Source organism: Verrucomicrobium spinosum DSM 4136 = JCM 18804 (assembly GCF_000172155.1).
Taxonomy (GTDB): domain Bacteria; phylum Verrucomicrobiota; class Verrucomicrobiia; order Verrucomicrobiales; family Verrucomicrobiaceae; genus Verrucomicrobium; species Verrucomicrobium spinosum.
Genome location: NZ_ABIZ01000001.1, coordinates 1120873 through 1146361 on the forward strand (window position 1 = coordinate 1120873; position 25489 = coordinate 1146361).

Genomic DNA, 25489 nt, shown 5'->3' on the forward strand with positions numbered 1-25489 from the left:
CGCCTGCAGCCCCGTATTTATCCCCACTCTGAACGCCATGAAACCGCATCCCGCCCTGGCCACTGCGTTCGTCCTGCCCTGCTGCCTCACGGGCACTCTGCTGGCGCAGACCACCCTGCCGCCTCGCACGGCTGCTTACCAGCGCAGCGTGTCCCAGGAGCAATTGCGGCTGGAAACGCGCCGACAGGAGGTGGAGATGCTGGAGGTGCTGGGGGAACTGGGGCAGTACCAGTTCACCAAAAGCGAGCATGGCGAGCTGAAGGACGTGCTGGGCCAGCTGGACGGTGTGGCGGAGAAGAACATGCCTGAGGTGGTGCGGCTGCTGCGTGAAGCCAGCCGTCAAGATCAGGTGGATCAGACCAAGTCCCGACTGGTCTCTGCCAGCACCGGGCAGAAGACCATCCAGGCGCAACTGCGCGCCATGGCAGACCGCCTGCTGCTTCAGCGTGATGAAGCCACCCTGCGGGAGCGGCTGCGGGCGCTGGCCCTGCGGCAGAAGACCAATCAACGCGAGACCGAGCGGCTGGCGAAGCAGCATCACCGCCCTGAAGAACTGCCGGCGGAGCAAGCGGGGGCCCTGGCGCTCACGAAGTCAGAACAGACTGGTCTACAGGAGGAGTTGCGCCTCATGAAGGAGTCGCTGGACCGTCTGGCCAATCATGCGAGCCCCTCGCGAGATGCCTTCCGGGAGGCGCTCAATACGGCCAAGGGACGGGGTCTGGAGAATCTGCCCCGTGAGGCGGTGGAGAAGCTTCAGCGCAATCTCAACGAGGCCGCCCACGTCGAGGACCGCATTCATGAAGGGCTCATGGCGGTGATGGAAAACCTGGATGCGCGGAAGCCCAAGGAGCAGCAGTTGCAGGAGCTGGCGAAGGACTTGCGTCAGATGGCGGCCCAGCAGGAGCGTCTTGCCCAATCCACGCCGAAGGCCCAGACGGCCGACCAGCAGAGTTTGAAGAAGGAGCAGGAGAAGCTCTCCGATCAGATGGAGCTGGCCAGAAAGGCGCTGGAGAAGCTCGATCAACAGGCCGTGAGTGAGGCGAAAAAGATCGAGGAAACTTCCAACCAGCTTTCTGAGAAGCTGGACACCCAGGATCTGCTGTCCAAGGCCGACAAGGTGGCGGAAGTGGCGGACACCCAGCAGGCGCTCGCGGACAAGATGGAGGCCCTGGCAGAGAACCTCACCGCGCAGGCAAAACAGATTGCTGAGAATGATGCCTCACAGCCAGAGCGCCAGGCCCGGGCGCTGGCGGAGAAACTCCAGGATCTGGCCAAACAACAGGACGACCTCGCCAAAGCAACGGCGGAGGCCACCGGGGCCAAACAGGAGGACCTGAAGAAGCAGCAGGACCAGCTCGCGGCCCAGGTGGAGTCCGCGCAGCAGGCGATTGAAAACCTGAGCCCCGAAGCTGGCCAGAAGACGCAAGAAGCCGCCAAGGAATCCAACCGGGCGGAAGAGATGCTCGGGCAGCAGAATTTCCTCGATGCCCCGGAGAACAAGCCGCAGGTGGCGGATGCCCAAAAGAAGGTGTCGGAGCAGTTGCAGTCAGCCAGCAAGGCGCTGCAGGACAAGGCGCAAGCGCTGGCAGAAGCCCGTGCCCAGCAGCCGGATGCAGCTCAAATGGCGGAGCAGGCGGCCGCCGCGGCAGAGAAACTGAAATCGCTGGCCCAGCAGCAGGAGCAACTGGCAGAGGCGGCGGAAGAAGCTGCTGGTGCAGAGGCCCAGGCGGAGCTGCAACAGAAGCAGGCTGCTTTGTCGGAACAGATCCAGCAGGCGCAGACGGAAGCCACCAAACTCAATCAGGCTGCGGGGGCCAAGACGGCTGAGGCGGCCAAGGGTTCGCAGTCAGCTTCCGAGCAACTCAAGCAGCAGAACATGCTGGCTCAGGCAGACCAGAAGGCGAAGCTCGGCGAAACGCAGCAGCAGGTGGCGGATCAACTCAACGCTGCCGGTGAGCAGTTGCAGGCGCAGGCTGAAGCGATGCTGCAGTCCCAGCAGGATGTTGCCCAGCAAGCCCTGGCATCTGCGGTGAACGAGGTGATGAATGCCCGCAGTCAGGTGCAGCTCGCCCAGCGACAGACGGAGCAGGGGACGCCTGCGGAGCAGGTGCAGGAGCGCCTCGGCAAAGCGGCAGAGGCCTTCGACAAGGCGAACCAGATGGCAGCGGCTCTGGCCAGCCCTGTGCCCAAGAGCGTGGGCGAGGCTCTGCAAGAGGGCAAGGAGAACGCCGGTGAAGCCAAAGCGGGATTGGACAAGAACACTCCGCAGGCTCTGCCATCGGAAAAGGTGGCGGAGAAGACAGCAGAGGCGCTGCAGAATGCAGACCAAGCCCTGGCTGGCCTGCAAGAGGCTGCCGCCCAACTGGCCGCCCAGCAGGCGGCGGAGGATCAAAAGATGGCCCAGAACGCGGCCAAACCGGGCCAACAGCAGGGGAAGAGCCAGCCTTCATCTTCCAAGAATGCGAACTCGCGGGGCGAGTTCATGGAAAGCAGGTCAGAGGTGTCGGACTTCTCCGCGATCTCGAAGCTGCGTGGCGGCCAGCGGGATGCCCTGGATCTGCTCAAGCAGGAAAAGGTCTCCCCCGAGTACGAGGCGCTGGTCCAGCAGTACATTCGCAATCTGGCAGATGGCCAGGTGCCCACGCCCTGACAGCAGCGCATCAATGAAACAACTTTTGAGCCACCTTTTGATCGTGCTCGTCCTGGGCTGCTGCGTTGTCTCCAGGGCGGCAGAGGAGGATGAGATCCTCTTTGGCAGCAAGGAGAAGGATGCTGCCGGGCTGATCGCGATCATCTACGACCTCAAACAGACACAAGCACGCAAGCCGTCCAATGTCTCTGCGGGCGAGTATCCTGATGTCATCAAAGAGTTCCTTCAGAAGGGCTGGGATGAGCTGGTGCTGAACCGTTTCTTCCGCATCACCCGGCCGCTCTACTCCACCCAGATCTTCATTCCGCAGATCTCGGCCAACGTGGCCCCCAAGGCCTATGGCGTGGACAATGTGATGCGTCCCTCTGCCTGGGTCATCCACTACAAGGGACAGGTCTCGCCTCCGGAGGACGGCACCTACCGGTTCGTTGGTTATGCCGATGATGTGCTGGCGGTGGCCGTGAACAACAAGACGGTGTGCATTGGTGCCCGCCCCGACATGGAGATGAAAAGCGTCTGGAAATCCTCCGATCCACAAGAGGGGGCGAATGCCTTCAACGGCAATCTCGTGTATGGCGACTGGGTCCCGATGAAGAAGGACGAGCCTGTCGATCTGGATGTGCTGGTGGGCGAGCGCCCGGGCGGGGAGTTCGGTGCCTTCCTGCTCTTCCAGAAGCAGGGTGTAACCTATGGCAAGGACCGCCACGGCAAGCTCGTGCTTCCAGTGTTCCAACTCGCCCGGCAGAATATTCCCGGCAAGGACGATGGCCGGTCACCACCGTATTTGAAATCAGATCTGCTGTGGAAGCAGCATCGGTAGGGAGAAGACTTGAATTAACCACAGAGGCACAGAGACTGATTTTCAGACAGAATTAACAAAATTAACAGAATTCTGGTTTTAACTGCGAACAGGGGTGCGCAGACACGGTGATCCAGAAGTTGAACCCTAATTCCGTAAATTCTGTTAATTCTGTCTAAACCTCATCTGCATTATCTCCCTCTGTGTTCTCTGTGCCTCTGTGGTTTAACCGAAATTGCCGCCACATGAATCGAGTCCTTCTCCTCATCTTTATTTCCTTGATGCCCCTGGCCGTCCCAGCGGTTGTCGCGCAGGAATTGGGGCCGGCGGCGTTTGGTTCATCCGAGAAGACCGACGGTGCCATGATTGGCATCTTCTATGACTTGAAGCAGAATCAGAAGCGGGAGTCTGTGCCCAATGACTATCTGAAAACCTTGGGCGAATTTTTGGACAGCGGCTGGGATGAAAATGTCTTGAGCCGGTTCTTCCGGGGCACCAAGCCGGTCTATGCCACCGAGGTGTTGATCCCCACGATGAAGGCTGCGGCAGCTCCCCAGGCGTTCCATCTGGAGAACGTGGTGCGGCCTTCCAGCTGGTTCGTGATTTACAAAGGGCAGGTGTCACCGCCTGAGGACGGTACCTATCGCTTCGTGGGCGTGGCTGATGATGTGCTGGCGGTGGGGGTGAATGGCCGCACGGTGCTGGTCTCGCATTTCAGCGGCATGACGGATCACAGTCACTGGGTGGAACCGTCGCCCAAGGAGCGTATCCCCTGCTGGGCTGGCGTCATGAAGCGGGGCGACTGGTTCGAATGCAAAAAGGACCAGATCATCGATCTCGACATCCTCGTCGGTGAATTCCCTGGCAATCTCTTCGGTGCCTGGCTTCTTATCGAAAAGAAAGGGGAGACCTATCCAGTTGTGAAAGAATCAGGAGGGAATCCCATCCTCCCCCTCTTCCAGGTAAAAGCCCGTCCGGACAACGACAAGAAAAAGGACGTTCCCTTCAGCATCAATGGGAAGCCCTGGACGTGTCACCGGTAGGGATGGGTGAACAAGACGCTGGAGTGGCACTCGATCATTGCGAGATGACGGGTTGCCACAAACTGCGAAAAGCAGTTGAATTCACGACAGAGAATCATCATGTGCCAAAAGACCCCATAAGTTGATTGAACCATGAGAAGCTATATCAAAAATCTGATCATGCTGGTCGTGGCTCTGGCGATCCGTGGTCCTTCGCTCGCTCAGGAGTCAGAAGCATCCCACCGATGGGCTCCAGTGAGAGATCATTGGGTGCAGTTCTCCGAAGTCTTGGTTGAGGGAAAGGTAGTGCGCAATCTTACGGTCACATTTTACAAGCAAACCGCAAAACTGGAGGATCTGGATGTTGCCCTGTGGAAGCAAATAGTTGCTGACCGCGCGGTGCCGACGCCGCCTGAGCATAGAGTTATGGACTTGCACCGGGGAATGGTGCTGGTCGTTGCTGATCGTGTCGGCTACCTCCTGGTTCTGGGAGAGCATGATCAGATCAGTATGTTTGAAGCAGATTTTAGAGGTAAAAAGGATCCGGTGTACATGCCTAGTCTGGATGAGAAAAAGGGTTGGCACTTTCGCTCAGTGGAAGGAAGCAAACTACTTCTGGCCATGCCAGGGGTGGCGTTTTCAGCCGCCGAGATGGAACCTTGGAAGGTTGAAGCTGGTAGGAAATAGAAGTTGGCACTCCCCCCAAGAAAGGATGCCGCAAGCTGTAGCGTCATGAATGGACTTCAAAACCTATTTGGCGATGTGCGTGAGAAAAATGAAGCAATTTGCCGCTATCTAATTGATCAATTGGCCACCGCGGAAGATGAGGTGCCGCATCAAATTGTCCATCCGCCGCAGGAATGCATTCCGTCGCATATTCCTGCATTGGCCAAGGGAGTCTACAAGCCTGTCTCTCCGATGTTGCGCTGTTTGTACAGCTACACCAGTTGTTGGGAGCATGCGATTGTCGGCCAGATGATTCTTTCACCCTCGCAAATGGAAGGGCTGTGGTGCGGTAGCCCATGGATTACTGCGATTGAGATAAGAATGGACAACTGGCTGACCTCGCCGCCAGCAGAGCGTGAATGGAATCAGCTAAGCTTGTTTGCCATTGACGTTGAGGCGCAGGAAGAAACTTATCTGATCTGGCATGATGAGTCCGAAGAGCCTGGCGTCGTGAGCTATCAGGCTGGACTGGCAGAGGCGTATCCCAGCATCAAGGAGCTGTTTGAAGCGTACGTAGAGGCTCCGCTGTAGAAGCTCTCGTCACTGCCACTTGCTCAATGGCCAGTCCTCTGGCACATTTGTCCTGCGACATGCAATTACTATAGGAAAGTAGCTATGAAAGATCGTTTGTTGCTGGTTTGGCTTTGGCTGTTCGCGATTCCGGCACTGCTGATTGGCAACGTGGCATTGGAAAACTTGACTGCGTGGACTTCTCAAGTGCAACAGGCGCTAAAACTGCATGCAGGAAAGGATGCTCCAGATGTTGCGTTCTTGAGGGATGGAGTGGGTTGGTCATGGATCGCGGTGCGTTGGCTCTTGATGGGCACTCTCGTGTTTGGCTTGGTAGAGGCGATTCGAGCAATTTCTAACAGGGGGGCGTTTGGTGAACATGCCTCCCAGCAGAATGCCGGGGAATAGCTGGTTGTTCCCTCAAAACTCTCCTGAACCTACGAGGTGGCTGATCTCGAAATAGCCTGTCCTGTGGCATTGTCCCCTTCAGCATCAACGATAAGCCCTGGACGTGTCTTCGGTAGATGATCCAGTTTTGGACTCAAAAGCTGTAAGACCAGCTTTTGCATGCCTGACCCCACGGTCACGCGCATAGCGAGTTCAAGGAAATTGAAATATAAAAAACCCGCAGCTCGTGCTGCGGGTTGGGCCACCGGAAGGGGGGACTTACTTGCCGTCCCGGTCGGCATCACCTGGCAGGGCTCGTTCCGCCCTGTCCCACGCAGCTCGTGAGGCGTGTCTGGCTTTTTCCCACGCGAGCCGGGACTTGCCTTTTACGGACTCCCAGTTTCGCTCGAGATCTGTTTCCGCCTCGTCATATGACGCATACTGGCCCGAGCGATAGCTTTCGTATCCAGTCCGGTAGGCCGGTCCCAGATCATCATAGGTGGTGTCGGCATCCACGTATTCCTCGTTCCGGTAATTTTCGTTCCAGTAGGTGTCCTCAACGGTGGGATCCACCGCTTCTGCGACGCTTTTGCCCGCGAGGCCCCCTGCAACGGCACCAATTGCCCCGCCTACGATCACGCCTACCGGACCTCCGACCGCGCCAACCGCCGCTCCCACGGCGGCACCGCCGGCTGCACCTACTCCGGTGCCCACGGGATGGGAGCCCGGTTCACCCGTAATAGGGTCCTCGTTCCGGTCGCCCTCGGAAGGGTTCTGTCTCTGTGTTTGGGATGTGCTCATGGGAATTTTTTTGGTTTGATGTTCGTGTGCAGTTTTGATTGGGCTAAGCCATCCGGCGTCTGCCTGTCACCATCCGGTAGAGGACCAGCAGTAAAACAGCCCCGATCACGGAGGCGATGAACCCCACCGGTTCACCTTCATTGTACCACCCCAGCGTCCGGCCCAGAAAGCCAGCGAGAAAGGAGCCCACGACGCCGATCACCATGGTGATAAAGATTCCGCCGGGGTCTTTGCCGGGCATGAGAAGCTTGGCGACTGCTCCTACGATAAGGCCGATGATCAACATCCAGATGAATGACATATTTTTAGGTGGTTGAGTTTATGCGGGCGTGGGCCCGGTGCCATGAGATCGGCATGTTATGGCGGACCGCGCCTACATTATTTCCGCCAAATGAAGAAAAGGAGGGTAGGTTCATGGAACCCGGTGGAGACGGATGTCCCGCCTGTCAGCTGTTGATGGGATGCGGTGCGCCATGCGTGGCGTATGGATGGGTCAGCCCTCTGGGAGACTTTGGGGAGAGAATGATGTTGGAGCAGCCATCGTGGGAACGGGCACCGATCAGCTGGTGCATACGGCCTTGCTTCAACATGATTCCCACTCTGATTCTCCAAACCTGGCTCCTAAGTTTGATGTCCCTGGGCATCGTGGGGGCCGCCGCCTATTTCGGGTACAAGTGGCAGCAGGCTTGCTGGGGCTGGGATCCGGTTCTGTCCGTTTCCGTGTTCACGCCCAACTGGGGCTTCAATGGGCAGACGGCTTTGCTGCTGGCGGCAGTCTTGATGCTCTTACTGACTCTATGGGGTGGTGGAATCATCGGGGCAGTGCTTCGCGTGATCCGTCCCGCAAAAGGGAATACCGCGAAGGACCCGAGAAATGCGCCCATACCCCTAGCGCAACATCATCTGAAAAGGCCGGACGGTTCGGGCCTGTATGTGGAAGTGCACGGTACAGCAGACGGGATCCCGCTCGTGCTCACGCATGGGTGGGGACTGCACGGTGCGGAATGGAATGATCTCAAGCGTGATCTGGGAGATAGATTTCGTTTGATCGTGTGGGACGAGCCAGGATTGGGACGGTCGAGCCGACCTTCGAACCGCGACTACTCGATCGAAAAGCTGTCCCATGATCTGCACGCGGTGGTAGAGTTCGCTGGAGGCGGCAAGACACCCGTGGTTCTCGTGGGTCACAGCATTGGGGGAATGATCAATCTGACCTTTTGCCGCCTGTATCCTGCCTTTCTGGGAACGAAAGTGATGGGGATCGTGCTCACCCATACGACCCCTACAAATCCGACACGCACCACTTCCAGAGCGGCTTTGTACACTGCCCTGGAGACCCCCGTTTTGAGGCCGCTGATGTATCTTACAATTGCCCTCTCGCCTCTTCTTTGGATCCTCAACTGGTTGGCATACCGAAACGGACTGGCCCATCTCTCCGTGATGCGTGGATCTTTCGCCGGGACAGAAACGTGGGAACAGGTGGACTTTGCAGCTGGTTTCCAGACACAAGCATCACCGGCCGTCGTTGCACGTGGGATGCTTGGAATGATGAGTTACGACGCGCTCCCGACTCTGCCGGCCATTGGCATTCCTGCCTTGATCGTGGCGGCCGACAAGGACTCAACCACCCTGCCTGAGGCAAGCAAGGTCATGGAGGCGAACATCCCCAACGCTCGAATGATGACCCTCTCACCTGCCAAACACCTGGGGCTGATCGAGCACCATCAAACCTTCGCTCTCGCGGTAAGCGAATTCGCTTACATGTGCCGGGCGAAGTGGTCCGGGGGAATTGAAAAACAATGACCCATCCGCGGCCCTGTTGGGCCAGAGCGCCTTCCATAGCCGACGATACGGGCGACCTTGAGTTCGGGAGGGGAGGGCAGGAGGCAGACCTCCCATCCTTGAATATCACGAGTTTGGAGCCTTTGGATTGTCAGACCGACGGATGAGATGCCCATCGGGTGGGCAACGAATTGGGGCCAGGCAAAATCGCTTCTGCGATCACAAGGGTATGAAGGCACTTTGTTGGCATGGAAAGTCGGACGTACGGGTGGACACGGTTCCCGACCCGAAAATTTTGGAGCCCACCGACGCGATCATTAAAATAACAGCCACGGCCATTTGCGGCTCAGACCTGCATTTGTTCGATGGTTTTATGCCCACCATGGAGGCTGGAGACATCCTTGGGCACGAGCCCATGGGCGTGGTTGTGGAAGTGGGGGCTGGGGTGAAAAAACTCCGCCCCGGTGATCGGGTGGTGGTGCCCTTCACCATCTCCTGTGGAAGCTGCTTCTTCTGCAATAGAGGTCTGTACTCCTGTTGCGACACCTCCAATCCCAATGCAGAGATGGCCCGCAAAGTGATGGGGCAGTCGCCTGCGGGCCTTTTTGGCTACTCTCATATGTTGGGGGGCTTTGCCGGTGGTCAGGCGGAGTATTTGCGCGTCCCCTATGCGGATGTGGGGCCGGTGAAGATCGAATCCGACCTCCCGGACGACAAGGTGCTTTTTCTTTCAGACATCTTCCCCACGGGCTACATGGCTGCGGAAAATGCGGAGATTGAGCCGGGCGATACTGTGGCGGTCTGGGGCTGTGGTCCTGTGGGCCAGTTCGTTATCCAGAGCTGCTGGATCATGGGGGCGGGCCGTGTGATTGCCATCGATCGCGTACCTGAACGACTGGCGATGGCAGCGGGTCACGGCAAAGCGGAGACGCTCAACTTCGACCATGATGACATCTACGAGTCCCTCATGAGCATGACCAACGGCCGAGGGCCGGACCGGTGTATTGATGCCGTAGGAACGGAGGCCCATGGAACGGGTAGCTGGGATGCGATCATCGACAAAGCCAAGGCGGCTGTCATGCTGGGGACGGACCGGCCTCACGCATTGCGGCAGGCCATCCAGTGTTGCCGGAAGGCAGGCACCATCTCCATCCCCGGCGTCTATGTGGGATTGCTGGACAACATGCCCTTCGGTGCTGCAGTGAACAAGGGGCTGACGTTCAAGATGGGGCAGACCCACGTTCAGAGGTATCTCCGCCCCCTGCTTTCTCGCATTGAGAGTGGAGAAATCGATCCCTCCTTTGTGATCACTCACCGGCTGCCTCTGGAGCAAGCTCCGGATGCCTACAAGATGTTCCGCGACAAGCAGGATGGCTGCGTGAAAGTGGTGCTGAGCCCATGACGGGGAGACTTTTGCAAAAGGCCCGTTCCGGTCACCTGGTCAATGCCTTGGCAGGTTTGTTTCATGAAATCTGGGCACGTTTCTTCACCCAGGCGCAACCGGCCTTGACCGATGACCCTGCCGCCATTCTTGCCTTCCCCGCGTGACTCCGGCCGTGGTCGTGGGGGAAGGGCTCAAATTTGCCGCGCCAATGCTGCAGCACGAGTGATGAGATCGGACCCGGGACGAATGCCGGTGTAGAGCACGAACTGCTCGACCGCTTGCAGGACGATGACGTCCGCCCCTGAAATGCACGGTTTGCCAAACTTGCCTGCAAGCTGGATCAGCGGTGTTTCAGCGGGAATCGCGACCACATCAAAAACGGCTTGTGCCGTCCGCACTTGTGCTTCTGAGAAAGCCAGTCGCGCAGCCTCTGGGCCGCCGGTCATGCCGATAGGCGTGACGTTGATGAGGAGGCCTGGAGTTTCATCCCCGAGTTCCTGCTTCCAGGCATAGCCGTATTGGGAGGCAAGCGCGGGCCCCGCAGTTTCATTGCGAGCCACGATGATGCCCTTGGCAAAACCAGCATCGCGCAGAGCACAGGCCACGGCCTTGGCCATGCCTCCGCTTCCGCGCAGGGCAAAATCAAGATCGGTAGAGATGCCGCGTGACTTCAAAAGAGAGAAGACAGCGGTGTAGTCCGTGTTGTAGCCTTTGAGCACCCCTACAGTATTGACGATCGTGTTCACTGACATGATGCCTGCGGCGGATGGTTCCAGCCCGTCGAGGTATTCGATGCAGTCTTCCTTGAAGGGCATGGAGACGGCACAGCCCCGAATGCCCAAGGCTCTGATTCCCGTGATCGCCCCCGCGAGGTTCCCCGTGGTGAACGCCTTGTAAACAAAGTTCAGCCCCAGCTCCCGATAGAGGAAATTGTGAAACCGCGTGCCGAAGTTTCCCGGCCGGCCCGAGAGGGACATGCAAAGCTGGGTGTCTCTGTTGATGTAGGATTCCATAAGAATCGGTTGCTGGGTTTGTTGCTCCGTCGAGTCTTCGGGCTCAACGTTAGGCCTTGGTGAGTTGATTTGAAACCTCCCTTCCGGAGGTTAAGGCCGGCAAGTCCGTGTTGTTTGCTTGTTTGGGGCCTAGTCCGTCTTCGATAAACTTGGCGCTTGCCAGTTTGACTGACCTTCGGGTGGTGATCGTGCACTCACCTACGAAGTCGCTGCCATTTGCTTTCAGGAGGCAACGGGTGCCACGAATTCTCAGGTGCAAGTTGCCTGCCTGCACTCCCCAATCGCCGGTCTGATTGCCTGAGGGATCTGCGACCAGGCCGGTGGATTGCAGCGTTACAGTTGTGCTCAAAGCGTTGGCTCTTTTGCTGATGCCGGAAATGGAGAGGGCGTAAAGGGCGTCCTTACTGACTGCACGGTGGATCTGGTCGTCTCCATCTGAACGCTCCGATAGAAGTGAGCCATGAAACTCGCCTTGTGTGACCCCTTGCCAATCTCCTTGAGCGTCGTCAATGCAAGCAAACTCCCAAAAGGCATGATCGTGAGTCTGAAGTACAAGCCGTGACCCGTGGGGGTGCCACCAACGAAAAGTTCCTGAGGGGTCATCGACCTCGCCATCTTGCCGAAAGCTGAGAAAGTGGCACCCACCATTTTTCGATTTGAGCGTGCAATGCTTTCCCTCTTCGAATTGACGAAGGATCTTTTTTTCTCCGTCATGCTGTCGGCGATGAAGGCGTTCGACCCCAGTGGGCCAAAGCTGACGCAATTCCGACAGGTGGGTCAGGCATTCTTCTTCAGCATTGAAGCTGTGAATTCTTGGGTTGTGGCTTATTCGCCACTTCGCCCCGTGTCGGTGCTGGAAGAGAAGCTCGCCGGTGGTGGGGTGGAACTGGATCATCGTCCATTGCTGTAGCCTTTGCATGGGGTGTGGGGCCATGGCGAAGGGTTCATTGAGCAACTTCCACGCAAAGTAGAAGGACTCCTTGTCCCCATAGAACAGGCGGTAGTAGTAGTCCGAGTGTTCATTGAGGTGCATGGCGAGGTTGAGCGCTCGCCAATGCCTTCCTTTGTTGACCAGCACCTGGCCACTCTCGACTTCCCAGTCGTCCTCCGGTGGAATGCCGAAAGCTCGCCAAGCGTTGCGTCCCCGCGCATGACGGTTCTGATCGGGCCAGAAAAGCGCTCCTCGGTCCAAATAGGCAGGGTTCTGGAACACTGAGGTCGGATCGACCATGGGTACGTTGTCGGCATCCAACAGCAATACCTCCTTGAAAGAACAGTGTAGCATCGCGAACACCTTGAGTTCCCATCCCTTTAGGATCTTCACAGGGTGCTTTTCACGAACAGCAAACGCGTCAATGAGCGTGGTGAAAGGAAATTTTTCACTCAGCAGCTTTCGTATGTCCCCCGGCATCTCGTCCTCTCCCAGGTGCCATACTTCCACAGGCAACGAGCAACCCGTGGCTCGGAGTCTGTGCAGGAGCACCCACAGGCACGGGAGCAAGGTGTCCCCACCGGCGGCAATCACGATTCCTTGGCCGGAAAAGTGGGAAGGGCAGGGGGGGGATAACCTCAATGAATTGCCGGCGGATGTCCGCCATCGCCTGTATTTCTGATTCCTCGGCCGCACTCACGTTGAAGATTTTAGGATGGATTTGGCGGAGTTTTTTTGTGAGCCGCCTAGTTGGTGCCAAGTCGCGAAAGCGACTGCCTTCGACTGCGTTGCCCCAAGGTTCGCGTGATCGCCTCAGGAGAGGTCTGATGTGGTTTGCCATTCACCACGGGTACCAGGAGATTGCCGTGTTTTCTCTGGTGAGCAATATCGAAGCCCTGCGTGACGTCATCAGGTCTTACCCCCTGCATCAGAGTAATCATCCTTCCGTTGCTGAAGTGGTAGTACACCACCTCCTTCAACCATTGCTCGTCGAACGGATAGTAGGGATAGCATTTGTGTCCGACGCGTTCGTGCGGGAGGGGGCCAAAATGCCCGCGTTGGCTGCGTTTGGACAGCGGTTCGACCTTGGCGTCATCTCTTCCAGCAACAGGTTCGTGACAGAAGTTTGTGAGACGATCCTCGTGCAGAATATTCAATGTGATGTACCCGAGAATGCTTCGTGAGCAGTCGAAGTCGACAGCGGCGGGGCGCACAGCAAAGTCATTTCCCAAGATCAATGCCATTTCGCCATTTTTAGAGGTGAATTGCAGGGGTCTTGAGATGGCTGCGTTCGGTCTTAGCTCAAAAAGTTTGATCAAACGCTCGGCACGTTGAGCTTGGAAAGGGCGGTCCGTGTCCTGGAGATAAGTGTATTCGCACGGCAAGTTGAAGCTCAAGTAGCGCCACAGTGCACCAGGACATTCTGCAATGCTTTCATGCTTCATGCGTATCACAACGAACCCCGCTTCGCGCAATTTCGGCTCCAGATGGCGAAGGTTGCTGGAGAGATAGAGGACTGGGACCCAATCGCGGAAGTCACTCTCAAGCACGGGGTTGAGATAGTTCTGGAAGAACGTGCGTTCATGACGGTGTGAATTCTCCCAGATGGGGTGCTGCACGCGGTTGAGCTCCGACTCAAGGATCTGCCCTTCGTGGTCGGTCTGAGGCTGCACTTTACGCCTCGCAAAGTTGGACGGTTTGAAGAAAAGGGACATGGCCACGATCTTCCTCCCGCGGATGCGATCCAGATCCTCGGGGGACAGCGGCTCATGTTCGAATGAGCTGAGAAGGTGGTAATCCAATCGTCCAGTTCTTTCCAGATACTTTGAAGCCTCCATCAGATAGTCTTCATACATGACTTCCAGCAACTTTTTGGAGTAGCGGGGATACACATGTTGGATTTGCTCAGGACAGAGTGTGGGGTGATGGGTTGAGATCACAAGTTGGCTCCTTGGTGCAGGGTGATGGAGGGATGGATGTGACTCCAAGAGTTGACAGGCGAAATTGCTTGAGAAGACGTGCTGATGGCAGATGCAGCCAGATCAGGCCGAGGCTTCAGGTGAGGGAAGCAGACGCAGACTGATGTGATGACCCCGTGGGGTGTGCGTAGTCGCAGGTGATGGGCGCTCTGGTAGGGCGGGCAATCCACATAGTTGTCAACTGGGCTGTCGCCGGGGAATGCTCCTGTTGAAGGGTTGCTCAATTGGGATGCAGAAGCATGCTCACCATCTGGATCCAGCCATTCTCTGACTTCCAGCAAGGTGCGCGGGGGAGGGCCGTTGCGAGAGTTCGCTGCGATTTCGGCAGGCTCAATCGATACGTCAAACACGAGAACCGCCAGCAGACAATGCGGTACGGTGGCGGCAAGTTGATCAAGGCATTGGGTGTCACCGCTGCTGCTGTGGCGCTTCTTAAAGGGGTTGTGCCAGATGATGACCGTGTGTTCCGGATCATCATTTTCTTCCTCCGGGATGGCACCACCCGAATCCCATACTCGCACTCTTTTTTCGAACACCTGCCAAGGGGTGATGCCCCTCCGGTTGAATTCCCGCTTTGCGCTCAGAAGCTTGTTCCTCCGATGGCTTGGAGGAAGATCGCTCCAATCCTGATCCAAGGCACACACCACCTCCAGCTCCAGATTCGCCAGCCCGTCCACCAACGAGTCGTCTGTGGGGCTTAGGACGATGATGCGATTTAGGTTCTGGCTTACCTTCAGATGCTCCACGAGGAGGAGCGTGGTGATCACCTCCCATTGGCGGCGATGATATCGGCTCTTTTCGCGGATAGCCTTGCACCAGCGTTGAAAATCGTCAGACTCCCAGTCTCGGTGCGACGGGAAAAGCATCCCTGACATCGCACGAGAAACAAGCGATGCTGGTGATTGCTCCGTCGAGTGAGTCCGCAGGGGACGCAAGGTAATGACGGGTTCTTTTTCATTGATCCAGGCACCTTCCCAGAAGCCGGCTGGATTCCAGGTCATGCGGGTGGTGAGTTGATCCCAATTCCGAAGATGCAGAACGGTTTGTCCCTGCTCGTCAGTGAGCAGTTGCCAGTACATTTCCATGTGCCCGGCACCTTCCCCGATCACACCGTCCGCCCGTAGCGTCAGGCTTCGTTGCAGGCGGCCCTCGATACGCAATGCCCATGGTTGGGAGATCAAGGAGCGATACGCGGGAAGCGTGACCTCGCTGTGGGGGGCCTTCCGTATTTGGGAAACACCGATGCGCTTGCGATCTCCGCCAACGGTGCAGATTCCGATCCAGTTGCCTTGAGGGTCCTTTTCCAGTTCTGCGACGGGACCTTTCTCGGACGAAAGCACGAGCCGAGGGCGGTTGATGGCCTTCTTCATATCCCAGTAGAGAAAGCGGGCGGACGAGGGGTGGGAGACGACGCGTCCCTCAGCGTTCAGCTTAACCATGCAGCTTTCCCCGCCTTCATGGTACAGGTGCCAGGCTTTCGACTGGAGAGCTGCGGCAAACGCATTCATCATGCGTGTGCGGTCTGGATGCTCATGCCAGCGGGGAACGGTCGCAACCCTTCCTGGCCACAGCGTCTTCAACTGTTGAAGGCTCTGTAGCGCTTCGGTTTCCAGCTCAAATCCCGGGATGGGAGTGTTCCTGCCATGAAGAGACCACTTGGCGAGATTGCGGTGCTGGAAAATGCGTCGACCTGAGAAGTCATGCTGGCACATGGTTTTGTTGGCCAGATTCTCGATGGCAAATGGAGGCATCGAGTACGGCACCTCCAGGTACCTGAAGGCAAAGTGGAAGGTTTCCTTGTCCCCGAGGAAATAATGACGGAAGAAGGCGGCGTGCCGGTTGAACCAAAGAGCAAGCTGCAGGGGTCGCCAATGGCGGAGCTTGTTCACCAGGATCTGTCCGCTTTCAAACTCAGGTTCGTCGCGGTAGTCTACACCGCAGATCTTCCAGATGGGGTCATCTTCTACGAGGCTGGTGTAGTCGGGCCAGTAAACGGCGCCAGTGTCCCGGTAGTGTGGATCATCAAAGAGATATTCCGGATCGCGCACCGCCATGTTGTCGGCATCGAGAAAGAGCACTTCCTCAAATGTGGAGTAGAGAATCGCCAGCGGCTTCAGTTCCCAGCCGCTACCCACTCGAGGCAGGCCCAGGATGTCCATGTGTTGATGAGCATCGATGCAGGTGACGCCAGCGTCGCCTAGTAGTTGCTTCATCGTCGGATCTACTTCACCAGGAAAGTGCCAGAGTTCCACCGGCAGCTGGCAGCTATGGCGGCGCAGCATCTGGACATTGACCCAAACTGACGGAAGGTAAGAAAGCCCTCCACCACAGATGACCACTCCTCGCTGTTCCAGGTGTTTGCCTGCCACGGGTTGAGGTAGCTGTTTGATAGCCTGCGTTAGCCTTGCGGGAACATTCGCAGGGGTCAGAGGGGCTTCACCGTGGGCCGTGCCAGTCCATCGAGTGTCATGCGCATGGGTGCGGGATCGGCGAAAGCGCAACTCTCTGCGGTCCCATCCCATCGGGCCAGCCAGTTTGTCGGCCTCGTCCGGAGTAAGGTATCTCCATGGGCCACCCGCATGGAAGTAACTTTCGATCTGGGCCACCACCTGCTCGGGAGTAATGATGTCCATGCAGCGTGGAAGGTTGCCAACCACGTCCAGGCAAAGGTTCTGGGGTAGGTCTTTCTCGTCCCCGTCGTTCAAAGGTATAGTGCGGGAGCGCCAACAGCCGCCGTTGCTGCAACATGACAGAGCTCCCATGGTATGGATGAAGCGATGTCCGGGATAGGCCTCCCAATGGGGAGGCTCCCTCCCTCCCGCCACCACCACACAAGGTCGGGTGAGTTCTGCGGGCCGAGTTTCAACGGCGGCAGCCAGATGCATCAACGATGTCACGGGGCAGAGCACTCCCTGCGCATGGTGGACCAAGCGAACCAACTGGCGCAGGCAGGTCTTGCCTCTGAGATCCAGCACGCCACGAAGCGGCGGGTGATGGTGCCCTTCTTCACCTACCTGCACAAAATGAATGCGTCCCTGAAATCGGTCCACCACCTCCTGCCAGCGGGGAGTGTCCCACCATTTGATGGTGAAGTCCTGCTTGCCGCCTGCCGCGATAATCCAGAACGGGTGGCTGCTGCCGGTTATCTCAGCGACCTGTGATGCCCATTCCCGCTCGAGGTTGCCGAGGTGGATGTCGCCTTTGAAGAGAGTGGGTTCAATGGGCAACCCTAGCGCTTCACCGAGATGTTGGGTAAATCCATGGATGAAGTGGTAGGGCGCGGAGTTGCTCCGGTGGATGAGAGGGTAGCGGCATTCAATCCGGCGGACCCCTCTTTCATTATCCCGGATGGGGGTGATGTACGGATTGCTCGCCCACAGGGCCGGGCATGGCGTACGCACATCGGTGAGAAAGCGTTTGGGGTACGCACGGTGAAGATCCCGCACCGCGGCCGTCATCATGACGATGTCACCCGGAGCGAGTGGATTAGACAGGATAAGCTTTTCCATTATGGTCTGATGCCCATGATGAGCCGTATGCTCCTTTATTTCAGATAGAAACTAGAGAAAAGTTTAATTTTCACAAAACATGTTGCGTGAGGCAAGATTATGTTTTGTAGTTTAAATTCCCAATTTTAGATAGGCGTAAAACGCTAAGCAAAAACCCTATGTCATCTGAAAATTCCTCCAGTTCATCGAGTTCGTCATCGCGCAGTTCCAAAGGGCCGACTGATCCGACTGATGAAAAGACCAAGCCATGTGGATGCGATTCTCCTCCGTACGAAGTGTGCGTGAATGGCCTGACGGACAAGCCCGTACAATATGCGACGGGTGCGCTCCGTTTGACCTCGGTAGATCTTGCGTCTGATGCCTTTGGGCTGCCGTGGGGGCATACCCGCAGCTATACGAACCTGCTTTCTGTTCCCAGTGGCGGTGTCAATGGGGCTGGTTGGCTGGTGCGGGAGCAGAAATACTTGGTATTTGTCGACTGGACCCCTGGTCCGACGCAGCCTGAGGAGATCGCAGTGGTAGTTGGTGGAGGCCAGAGCCTCTGGTTCGTGAAAACACTGTCTGGCGGCTACGAGCCCCAGTTTGGCGGTCTGGAGCAATTGGCATGGGATGAAGCGCTGCACGAATACGTACTGACCGACAGGCGCGGGTGGCGAACCACTTTCTTCGATCACACTACAAGCGCCGCGGCGGGGCTCGAGGGGAGACTCAAGCAAGTGATCGATCCGGCGGGACGGGTCACCAACGCAAGCTACGACAGCAACGCGTTGATGACCTCTTTCGAGCAAGACCAGGAAGGGCAGAAAAGCGGTTACTACTATACCTACACTACCGCATTTGGTAGTCCTGTCATCTCAGAGGTACGGCTGGCTATAAATGGTCAGAATGTACGTCGTGCGGTGTTCAGCTACTACGGCAGCAGTGTCCCCTTCGGCTCCACTGGTGACCTGCAACTTGCAACAGTTGAGGAGTATGATGTGGGCGGGGCAGTTTGGCGGGCGGTTCGTCGTCAGCACTACCGATACTACAAGAGCGGCCAGCCCAACGGGTTTGAGCATGGGCTGAAGTATGTGGTGGGCTCAGGTGCCTATGAGTTGATGGTGGCTGCTGGCCTCAATCCTCTGACGGCTTCAGAGGCGGAGGTCGCCAACTTCGCCGACAACTATTTCGAATATGACAGTCAACGGCGAGTGACGGTGGAACGGGTGTATGGTGGGAGGGAGACAACTTCGTTGGCCTATGTCGCCAATCCAACGGATCCTGGAACTGAGGAGGTCAACGTCTGGGCCACGAAAACCACTGAAGTCCGCCCTGATGGCAATGAGGTGCGAGTCTATACAAACAAGGCTGGACAGGTTCTTGTTAAGATTTTGGAAGAAACTGCCACAGGAAATACGTGGAGTGAATACTGGGAATATGATGAGGGCTTCCGGCTCCTCTTGCAGGCTTCGCCCTCGGCAGTCGAGAGCGTGACAGAACCGTCTGGTGGGAGCACTGATCTCATTGTGGTGCTCCGGGAGAACGAGGGGTTGCTTGAAGTCTGGGAATACTATGCGGATAGCGATCCCGAAACCGGTGCAGTCGAGGGCCGTCTGTACAGGCGGGGTGTGCAAAAAGGAAGTGAGGGAGCCGTGGAAACCAATCTCAAGCTTCAATACACGACGCAGACTGTAGGGGGCACTTCTATCAATCCAGTTGCTGCTAAGCTTGTCTATCCCGTTTTAGGTGCTCCAGACGAGGAGGCATCAAAGACTGCGTATGGTTACACATGGTATTTGGACGGACTGGGGATGCCAACGTTTCAAATCTTGCAGCAAACCACCACTTTGCCGGAGGTTTCTGAAGCTCAGAACGGCACAGGCGAGTCGTACGTTGAAAAGACAGTGTATGATGTCTTTGGTCAGCCGGTGTGGTTAATGAATGGTCGCGGGGTGATCACCTATAAGGCGTATGAGGAAGCTACTGGTGCCTTGCGGCAGGTGATCCAGGACGTAGACACCACCCGGATGACAGGGGTGCCATTGGGATGGGAAACACTGCCCGGGTTCGGGTTGCACCTCGTGACGGACTACATCTCGGACAGTCTCGGCCGTGTGGTGCAGGAGCGTGGGCCGTGGCACGAAGTGCAGATCGATTTGAGGGACACGTCGGCCACACCGGTGCGGCGTGTGCAGTACACGGTGTACAATGACGTAGCTCACGAGGTTCGTCGTGCGCAAGGGTACATGACGGGGCAGGGGGTGACACCGGATCTGCAGGTGGTGGGTGGCGTGTCGTTGACAAGGCTGGGTGCCAATGGCCAGGTGACGGACGAGATTGTCTCCTCGCGCACCTGTGGTTGCGGACCATTGAGCAACTCCGAGGCGCTTCCCCAGGAGAAGTGGTCAAGGTGGGCGCACTTCATGTATGATGCGTGGGGGCGCAGTGTCGGTATACGTGTATATCACTCGATCCCTGCAAGCGGGGAGGGGGAGATGGGGACCAACTATCTGGAGACTTCTGTCAGTTATGACATAATGGGTCGTATCAACCGGACGGTGGACGCTACTCAAACGATCGACCGCCGAGTATTTGATGTCCGTGGTCTGGTGGTGGAGGATTGGGTGGGCACCAATGATGCAGGGGCGACGGAGAGTGATCCCGCGGGAGGTGGTGCTGGGGGCAACAACATGCGTCAGACCACTGCCAATCAATACGACAACGGGTTGGACGGGGGCGATGGCAACCTGACCGAACTGACAGTAAAGGTGGATGCTGACGCGAGCCATGACCGGATCTCTACGTTTGGGTATGACTATCGCAACCGTCAGACAGCGGCTACGGCCGGCGATGGGGCTGTAGTATTTATCAGCGCATTGACCTATGACAACTTGGACAAGCCGCTGCAAACGACGCGTTATCACACGAGCGTGGCATCGGGCAACCGGACGGCCCAGTCTCGGGTGGTCTATGATGCTATGGGTCGGATCTACCGAGATGAAAAAGACGGCGTTGATCTGGCCACGGGCGATGTGACCCAGACGTTGGCGGCGCAAAGCTGGTATGATGGGGCCAACAACGTCATCAAGGCCTCTCAACAGGGTCAAAACTCCTTCACCAAGACTGCGTATGACGGTCTGAACCGGATAACGGCAACATACATTGCCTGCGTGCCGGGGACGATAGGGGTGCCGTCCGGCGACACTAACGATGTATCGGCTGACACGGTGCTTGAGCAAAAAGAGACTGTCTATGATGCCGGAGGCAATGCCATCGTGCAGACGGAGCGCAGGCGTCTGCATGATGCTACGGGAACAGGGGCGCTTCAGGGGCCCACAGGCGCGCAGCCGCAAGCGAGAGTCAACTGGGTGGCGAACTGGCCGGACGTGATCGGGCGGGAGCGGGTGGTGGCCAACTACGGAACCAACGGAGGGGCGGTGTTGAACCGTCCAGAAGTAGCACCTGAGCGATCTGAAACCTTGCTGGTGACAACCACGCTGTACAAGGACACTGGGGAATCCAACCGGGTCATTGATCCGATGGGGCATGAAACCCGGTGGGACAATGACAACGCCGGGCGCCGCGTGCGTGTCATCAAAAACTATGTGCCCGGATGTCCCGAGCAGTCGCAGACCAGCGAGTATGCCTGGCATGCCAGCGGGCAACTTGAGCGTCTTACGCTCCTCAACGAGGTCACTGGCAACCAGGTGACGCGATGGATCTATGGAACAACTCTGGCGGACTCGGACCTGGCGAGCAACAATCTGCTGCGGGCGAAGATCTATCCTGAGTCTGATGACCGGCCTGCCCCGTTGAATGCCGGGCCGGACGGCATCTACGCCCGACTGCAGTATGGTTACAATCGACAGGCACAGTCAACAACGTTTACCGATGCCGATGGCACGGTGCATGAGTACGTTTATGACAAATTGGGCCGACTTCTCGACGACCAGATAACCACCTTGGCGGCACATCTGGATGGAGCCGTTCGTTGTATTGGAAATGGGTATGATCTACGGGGTCTTCCAGCCAAGGTGACCAGCTATGATGCGGCGAGCGGTGGCAGCGTAGTCAACGAGGTGGAGTTTGTCTACGATGCGTTTGGAAACCTCAAGGAAGACTGGCAGAGTCACTCAGGGGCGGTGAACGGCAGCACGCCCAAAGTGGGTTACACCCGGACCAACGGTGCCAACAATACTCTAAGACTTACCCGGCTGACCTATCCCAATGGAGAGACCGTGGATCCGCATTATGGGCCGATGCATCAGGCGTCTTCGCACTTCAACCGGGTGGAAGCGCTCAAGGCACCCGGAGACTTCGGAGACATGGTGGAGTACACCTATGCTGGGGTGGGCTGGCAGGTGGAGGCGATCTACAATGGTCAGTTTGGCGATGAGATCTGCCGATTGACCTACAAGAAACTGGCGGGAGAGCCCACTGGAGATGCCGGAGACATCTATAATGGCTACGACCGGTTTAATCGGACCGTCGACATTCGCTGGCGCAAAGATGATGAGGATGTTGAACGTATCCAATACGGGTTCAATGCCAACTCGTGGCGCACCTGGCGTCGCCGCAATCTGTCCCAGTCCTGGGATCAGTACTTTGGTTATGACGGGTTGGGACAGGTAACCCAGTCACAGCGCGGTGACCTCAACTTGAATCTCACTGCGGTGGGGGCGATCCCGCAGCAGGCGGAACAGTGGCAGTACGATCCGACGGGCAACTGGCAGCGGTACCAGACCTTTGCTGACGGCATTGGAGTGCTGGACCAGCCACGGGTGTATGACCGGGGCAACCGGTTGATGCAGGTGGGTGATGGGGCTGGCGAGATCCGTGTGGACCGTGCCGGACGGATGCTGGAGTTGCCTCCAGACGGTGCCGGTGACTGGGCGCAGTCATTGCAGGTGAAGTGGGATGCCTGGAGCCGGATCGTTGAAGTCAAGCAAGCGGGGACGACCCTGGCGAAGTATGGGTACGACGGGCTGACCCGGCGGATCACGCGGGAAGTGGATGGAGTGGTGTGGCATTGCTATTACTCTGACCAGTGGCGACCGCTTGAGGAGAGTGAGGATGAGGTGGGGAGCCCGACCATCCAGTACTATTGGGGCGCTAGACATCGAGACGATCTGGTGAGGCGCGATCGGGCCACAGTGAGCCCCGGAGACCTTGACGAGAGGCGCTATGTAATGATGGACTATTACAGCCCGGCCAGTATCGCGGACGAGAGTGGAGCAGTGACGGAAAGGTACGCGTTTAGCTCATTTGGCATCCGGCAGATTCTTACTCCGACGTTCGGCGAGAGGAATGATAGCGAGTGTGCCTTTGAGTTTGCATTCCAGGGGCAATTCCTGGATGCGGAGAGCGGGTTGCTGGACTACGGACACAGGTACTATTCTCCGCAATTGGGAAGGTGGCTGAGTAAAGATCCGATTGGGGTGAAGGGTGGATTGAATCTATATGCATATGTCCGTAACAATGCCGTTAACCTTGTTGATTTTCTGGGATTTGTGGATAACGGTATTGATCCAGGCTCAGGCTTGCCGCTAAATGCCATGGGATGGCCTATTTTGCCTCCACCTGGTCAAAGTGCCGAAGAATGCCTTTGCCTTCAAAGGGGGGGGAAGTTTTTAAGTCTTGCACAACGTAGTTTTAATGGAAGCGTCCTGGATTGCATGAATAGTCAGAAATCCACCCAAGTGCTACCATCTGTGTTTCTTGCTGGCTATGGCTACGGTGTTGGCTTGGTGCACGCTGAAGCGGGCGCTGGCGTGGGATTACTGGGTATTATGGCCGCTTTCACCGAATGTTCTGCTGGACGTTGCTGGTATGAATGAACGTAATAAAGTTGCATTAATTGCCGCGCTTGCCGGACTGACGGCAAGTCTCTCAATTAAGTTCTTCTTGCTACAGAAGCATTACTTTCTTGGTGCTATATTTCTGTTTTGCGTGGGTATAGCTGCGTGGGTTTGGACGAAAAACAGGAAGAAATAAGCATTCCATATACTGCATCGCTTTTGGAATAAGGTTCTGAAGGCGATGTTTGTAGGCATTTCAGGATTGAAATTTCTGCATGATACAATTTAAAGTCAGACCAATGGCGGTTGTCTGGGTTTGCTATGCCGGTGTTTGGCTGACAGTCTCCATATTTAATTTTTAGTTAAAATGCTGGATCAATGATATTTAAAATCGTGTCAAGCCTTTCGGTATAATAGTAGTTTGATCTAGTTTGTTGGTTTCTTAAGGTAATATTAATGATGCGCGACAATGCGAACACTTCAGCTTAATGAAAAATAAGTGGTGTTATTGCTTGATCGGCTTCAGATTTAGGGATGAGAGGGTGCGCATGTAGTGTTTAACATTGCCTGTGGCTAATTTTAAGGCTGTCATACTACAGTTCAAAGTATGCAAACATATCGGTCAACTAATAGCGTTTTTATTCACAATTCAATCCTTGTTCATCGTCACTGATGCCTCATTCTTTTCGGGGGCTTCTAGTGACGGTGGAAGTTGTTCGACAGATGTGACGCCAACTGAGGTGACAATTTGAATGAGCGGGAGCTTATCCCTAGAGACGATTGCAATGCACGTTGAGCTCCGCAATACAAAGGATGGTGAAATCGCAGATGAATCTGCTGCGAGCAAAGATGGTGGCGCGTTTGTGATGACAATGTCTTCTGAAGCTCCAAATGAACTTATTTCCCGCATGGAAAGGTATACCCAAGGCCACGGGCACCATTTCGTTACATGCGAACCTGTGTCAGGTGTAACGGGCGATTGGATAGCCTGTTGCGCGATAGAGCGACTACTTCAATCGTATACGTGCGTTTTTTGGATGCCTAGACAATGTGTGATCACTAACGCGGGAGTTATGCTGCAGGAGATAGCGGATTTGAAGTCAAATGAGCCAATGCACTTGGTGCGATCAGCGGCTTTTGGCAGCGTGGAAGCCTTGCCAGACAAAGGGCTGCTTTCTGATTGTTTGGCAGTACGAAGATGTCCGGAAACAATGCGCTTTTTCAGTGAATTGCTCGCGCTCAAACATTGGAGTGGCGTGACTGGCGGGGTTGACCGTGCGGTGGACGAACTCATGACGAAGGATCCCAGTTTGCGGAGTTTGGTAAGGTGGGCATGGACTCCCAAGCCCAAGTCATTCCGATCTGCGGTAAGCTCTCCGGAAAAAAACAAGGAAGCGAGTGTCAGGCAATCGTGGAAGTATGGCGACTTCATTGCCCGTCTGCCGAAAGGCGTGGATGATGCTTGTGCGCCCGAGGTGGAAAGACTCCTTTCGGCGGTTTCGGATCACGGCATTGCCTGGCAGTCCAGAAAGCTGGCAAGTCGCATTGGCCCCATGGCCACCGACAAAAGGCACATCGGCTGGATGCGTACTTTTCTGCTGTCGAAAAAGTGGAGGACTAGCCTGGAAATCGGCTGTCTCGGTGGAGCATCCTCGGTAGCCTTTGTAGACGCCGTCAATGAGCAAACCTTGCTCCACGCGCATTTTTGCGACAGGAGATTCACCCCAGAGTTTCGGGAGGTGATCAACTCGTGTCGAGGTGCCTACACTTTACACGAAGAGGACAGCTGTGCATCTTTCTCCCGTTTCGGCAGGCATGAACTGGAGTTTGTGTATGTGGATGGGGATCATTCACTTGAAACATTGCAACGGGAGTGCCATCAACTGGCAAGACTGAAGCCTGCCGTGGTGGCAGCGCATGACGTGGTCGGGGATGAAGGGCCTGGATACTTGATGGTCCAACTTCAGCGAGATGGATACTACTGTTTAATCGACTTCAAGCGGAGGAAGGGAGAGGGCACGCATCGAGGGTTCCTTATCGCCTGTCGCGAATTCGAAGATTATCAACTCGCCCTCGAAGCCTATAAACGACACATCTGGTAATAGTGCTCCCATTCATGACTCCTCCCTTGTTCATTGTTGTCACAGATGCTCACTTCTTCCCGGGGGCATTGGTCGCTGTGGCGTCGATTCTTGCCTATCATAGCACTGCTCGCATCG

16 protein-coding genes are annotated in these 25489 nt (G+C 56.4%); 10 read left to right on the plus strand and 6 right to left on the minus strand.

Going from position 1 to position 25489, the window contains the following annotated elements; all coding sequences use genetic code 11:
* Nucleotides 1-37: 37 nt before the first annotated feature.
* The 6 genes from VSP_RS04330 to VSP_RS04355 all read left to right on the plus strand — a co-directional run bounded on the left by VSP_RS04330 (nucleotide 38) and on the right by VSP_RS04355 (nucleotide 6115).
* A complete protein-coding gene (locus VSP_RS04330) occupies nucleotides 38-2650 on the plus strand; it encodes a coiled-coil domain-containing protein (protein ID WP_009959007.1) in 2613 nt (870 codons plus the stop codon).
* 13 nt (nucleotides 2651-2663) lie between these two features.
* Nucleotides 2664-3470, plus strand: a complete 807-nt coding sequence (locus tag VSP_RS04335; protein WP_009959009.1) for a PA14 domain-containing protein — start codon at nucleotides 2664-2666, stop codon at nucleotides 3468-3470.
* 224 nt (nucleotides 3471-3694) lie between these two features.
* Nucleotides 3695-4492 carry a PA14 domain-containing protein gene (locus VSP_RS04340; protein ID WP_009959011.1) on the plus strand — a complete coding sequence of 266 codons (798 nt, stop codon included), beginning with the start codon at nucleotides 3695-3697 and terminating at the stop codon, nucleotides 4490-4492.
* A gap of 132 nt (nucleotides 4493-4624) precedes the next feature.
* Nucleotides 4625-5158 (plus strand): hypothetical protein, encoded by a 534-nt coding sequence (locus VSP_RS04345; protein WP_009959012.1) that lies wholly within the window; start codon nucleotides 4625-4627, stop codon nucleotides 5156-5158.
* Between the two features lie 45 nt (nucleotides 5159-5203).
* Nucleotides 5204-5728, plus strand: coding sequence for a hypothetical protein (locus VSP_RS41915; protein ID WP_156345861.1), 525 nt, complete (start codon nucleotides 5204-5206; stop codon nucleotides 5726-5728).
* Nucleotides 5729-5812: 84 nt separating this feature from the next.
* The gene (locus VSP_RS04355) at nucleotides 5813-6115 is read left to right on the plus strand and encodes a hypothetical protein (RefSeq protein WP_009959015.1); all 303 of its coding nucleotides are present in this window, start codon (nucleotides 5813-5815) and stop codon (nucleotides 6113-6115) included.
* A 258-nt stretch (nucleotides 6116-6373) separates the two neighbouring features.
* Here the strand turns inward: VSP_RS04355 and VSP_RS04360 are convergent, their stop codons facing one another.
* Together VSP_RS04360 and VSP_RS04365 are read right to left on the minus strand one after the other, a co-directional pair.
* Nucleotides 6374-6895 (minus strand): hypothetical protein, encoded by a 522-nt coding sequence (locus VSP_RS04360; RefSeq protein WP_009959016.1) that lies wholly within the window; start codon nucleotides 6893-6895, stop codon nucleotides 6374-6376.
* 43 nt (nucleotides 6896-6938) lie between these two features.
* A complete protein-coding gene (locus VSP_RS04365) occupies nucleotides 6939-7196 on the minus strand; it encodes a GlsB/YeaQ/YmgE family stress response membrane protein (protein ID WP_029190170.1) in 258 nt (85 codons plus the stop codon).
* A gap of 479 nt (nucleotides 7197-7675) precedes the next feature.
* Here VSP_RS04365 and VSP_RS33840 point away from each other — a divergent pair, with 479 nt between their 5' ends.
* Together VSP_RS33840 and VSP_RS04380 are read left to right on the plus strand one after the other, a co-directional pair.
* Nucleotides 7676-8698, plus strand: a complete 1023-nt coding sequence (locus tag VSP_RS33840; protein WP_425509795.1) for an alpha/beta fold hydrolase — start codon at nucleotides 7676-7678, stop codon at nucleotides 8696-8698.
* Nucleotides 8699-8906: 208 nt separating this feature from the next.
* Nucleotides 8907-10079, plus strand: a complete 1173-nt coding sequence (locus tag VSP_RS04380; protein WP_009959022.1) for a zinc-dependent alcohol dehydrogenase — start codon at nucleotides 8907-8909, stop codon at nucleotides 10077-10079.
* Between the two features lie 173 nt (nucleotides 10080-10252).
* On the opposite strand, the gene VSP_RS04390 is transcribed toward VSP_RS04380, so the two are convergent.
* The 4 genes from VSP_RS04390 to VSP_RS40490 form a co-directional block, all read right to left on the minus strand.
* On the minus strand, nucleotides 10253-11074 hold the full coding sequence (locus VSP_RS04390) for a shikimate 5-dehydrogenase (RefSeq protein ID WP_009959024.1): 822 nt from the start codon (nucleotides 11072-11074) through the stop codon (nucleotides 10253-10255).
* A gap of 49 nt (nucleotides 11075-11123) precedes the next feature.
* The gene (locus VSP_RS04395) at nucleotides 11124-12599 is read right to left on the minus strand and encodes an alpha-mannosyltransferase (protein ID WP_009959026.1); all 1476 of its coding nucleotides are present in this window, start codon (nucleotides 12597-12599) and stop codon (nucleotides 11124-11126) included.
* Between the two features lie 152 nt (nucleotides 12600-12751).
* Nucleotides 12752-13897: a hypothetical protein gene (locus VSP_RS04400; RefSeq protein WP_232289542.1), complete on the minus strand. Its 1146-nt coding sequence runs from the start codon at nucleotides 13895-13897 to the stop codon at nucleotides 12752-12754.
* A 44-nt stretch (nucleotides 13898-13941) separates the two neighbouring features.
* A complete protein-coding gene (locus tag VSP_RS40490; RefSeq protein ID WP_009959029.1) occupies nucleotides 13942-17493 on the minus strand; it encodes a glycosyltransferase family 9 protein in 3552 nt (1183 codons plus the stop codon).
* 281 nt (nucleotides 17494-17774) lie between these two features.
* On the opposite strand from VSP_RS40490, the gene VSP_RS04410 reads away from it, so the two are divergent.
* Together VSP_RS04410 and VSP_RS04420 are read left to right on the plus strand one after the other, a co-directional pair.
* Complete coding sequence (locus tag VSP_RS04410) at nucleotides 17775-23309, plus strand: RHS repeat-associated core domain-containing protein (RefSeq protein ID WP_029190171.1); 5535 nt, start codon at nucleotides 17775-17777, stop codon at nucleotides 23307-23309.
* 746 nt (nucleotides 23310-24055) lie between these two features.
* Nucleotides 24056-25372, plus strand: coding sequence for a class I SAM-dependent methyltransferase (locus VSP_RS04420; RefSeq protein ID WP_157210732.1), 1317 nt, complete (start codon nucleotides 24056-24058; stop codon nucleotides 25370-25372).
* Nucleotides 25373-25489: the final 117 nt, after the last annotated feature.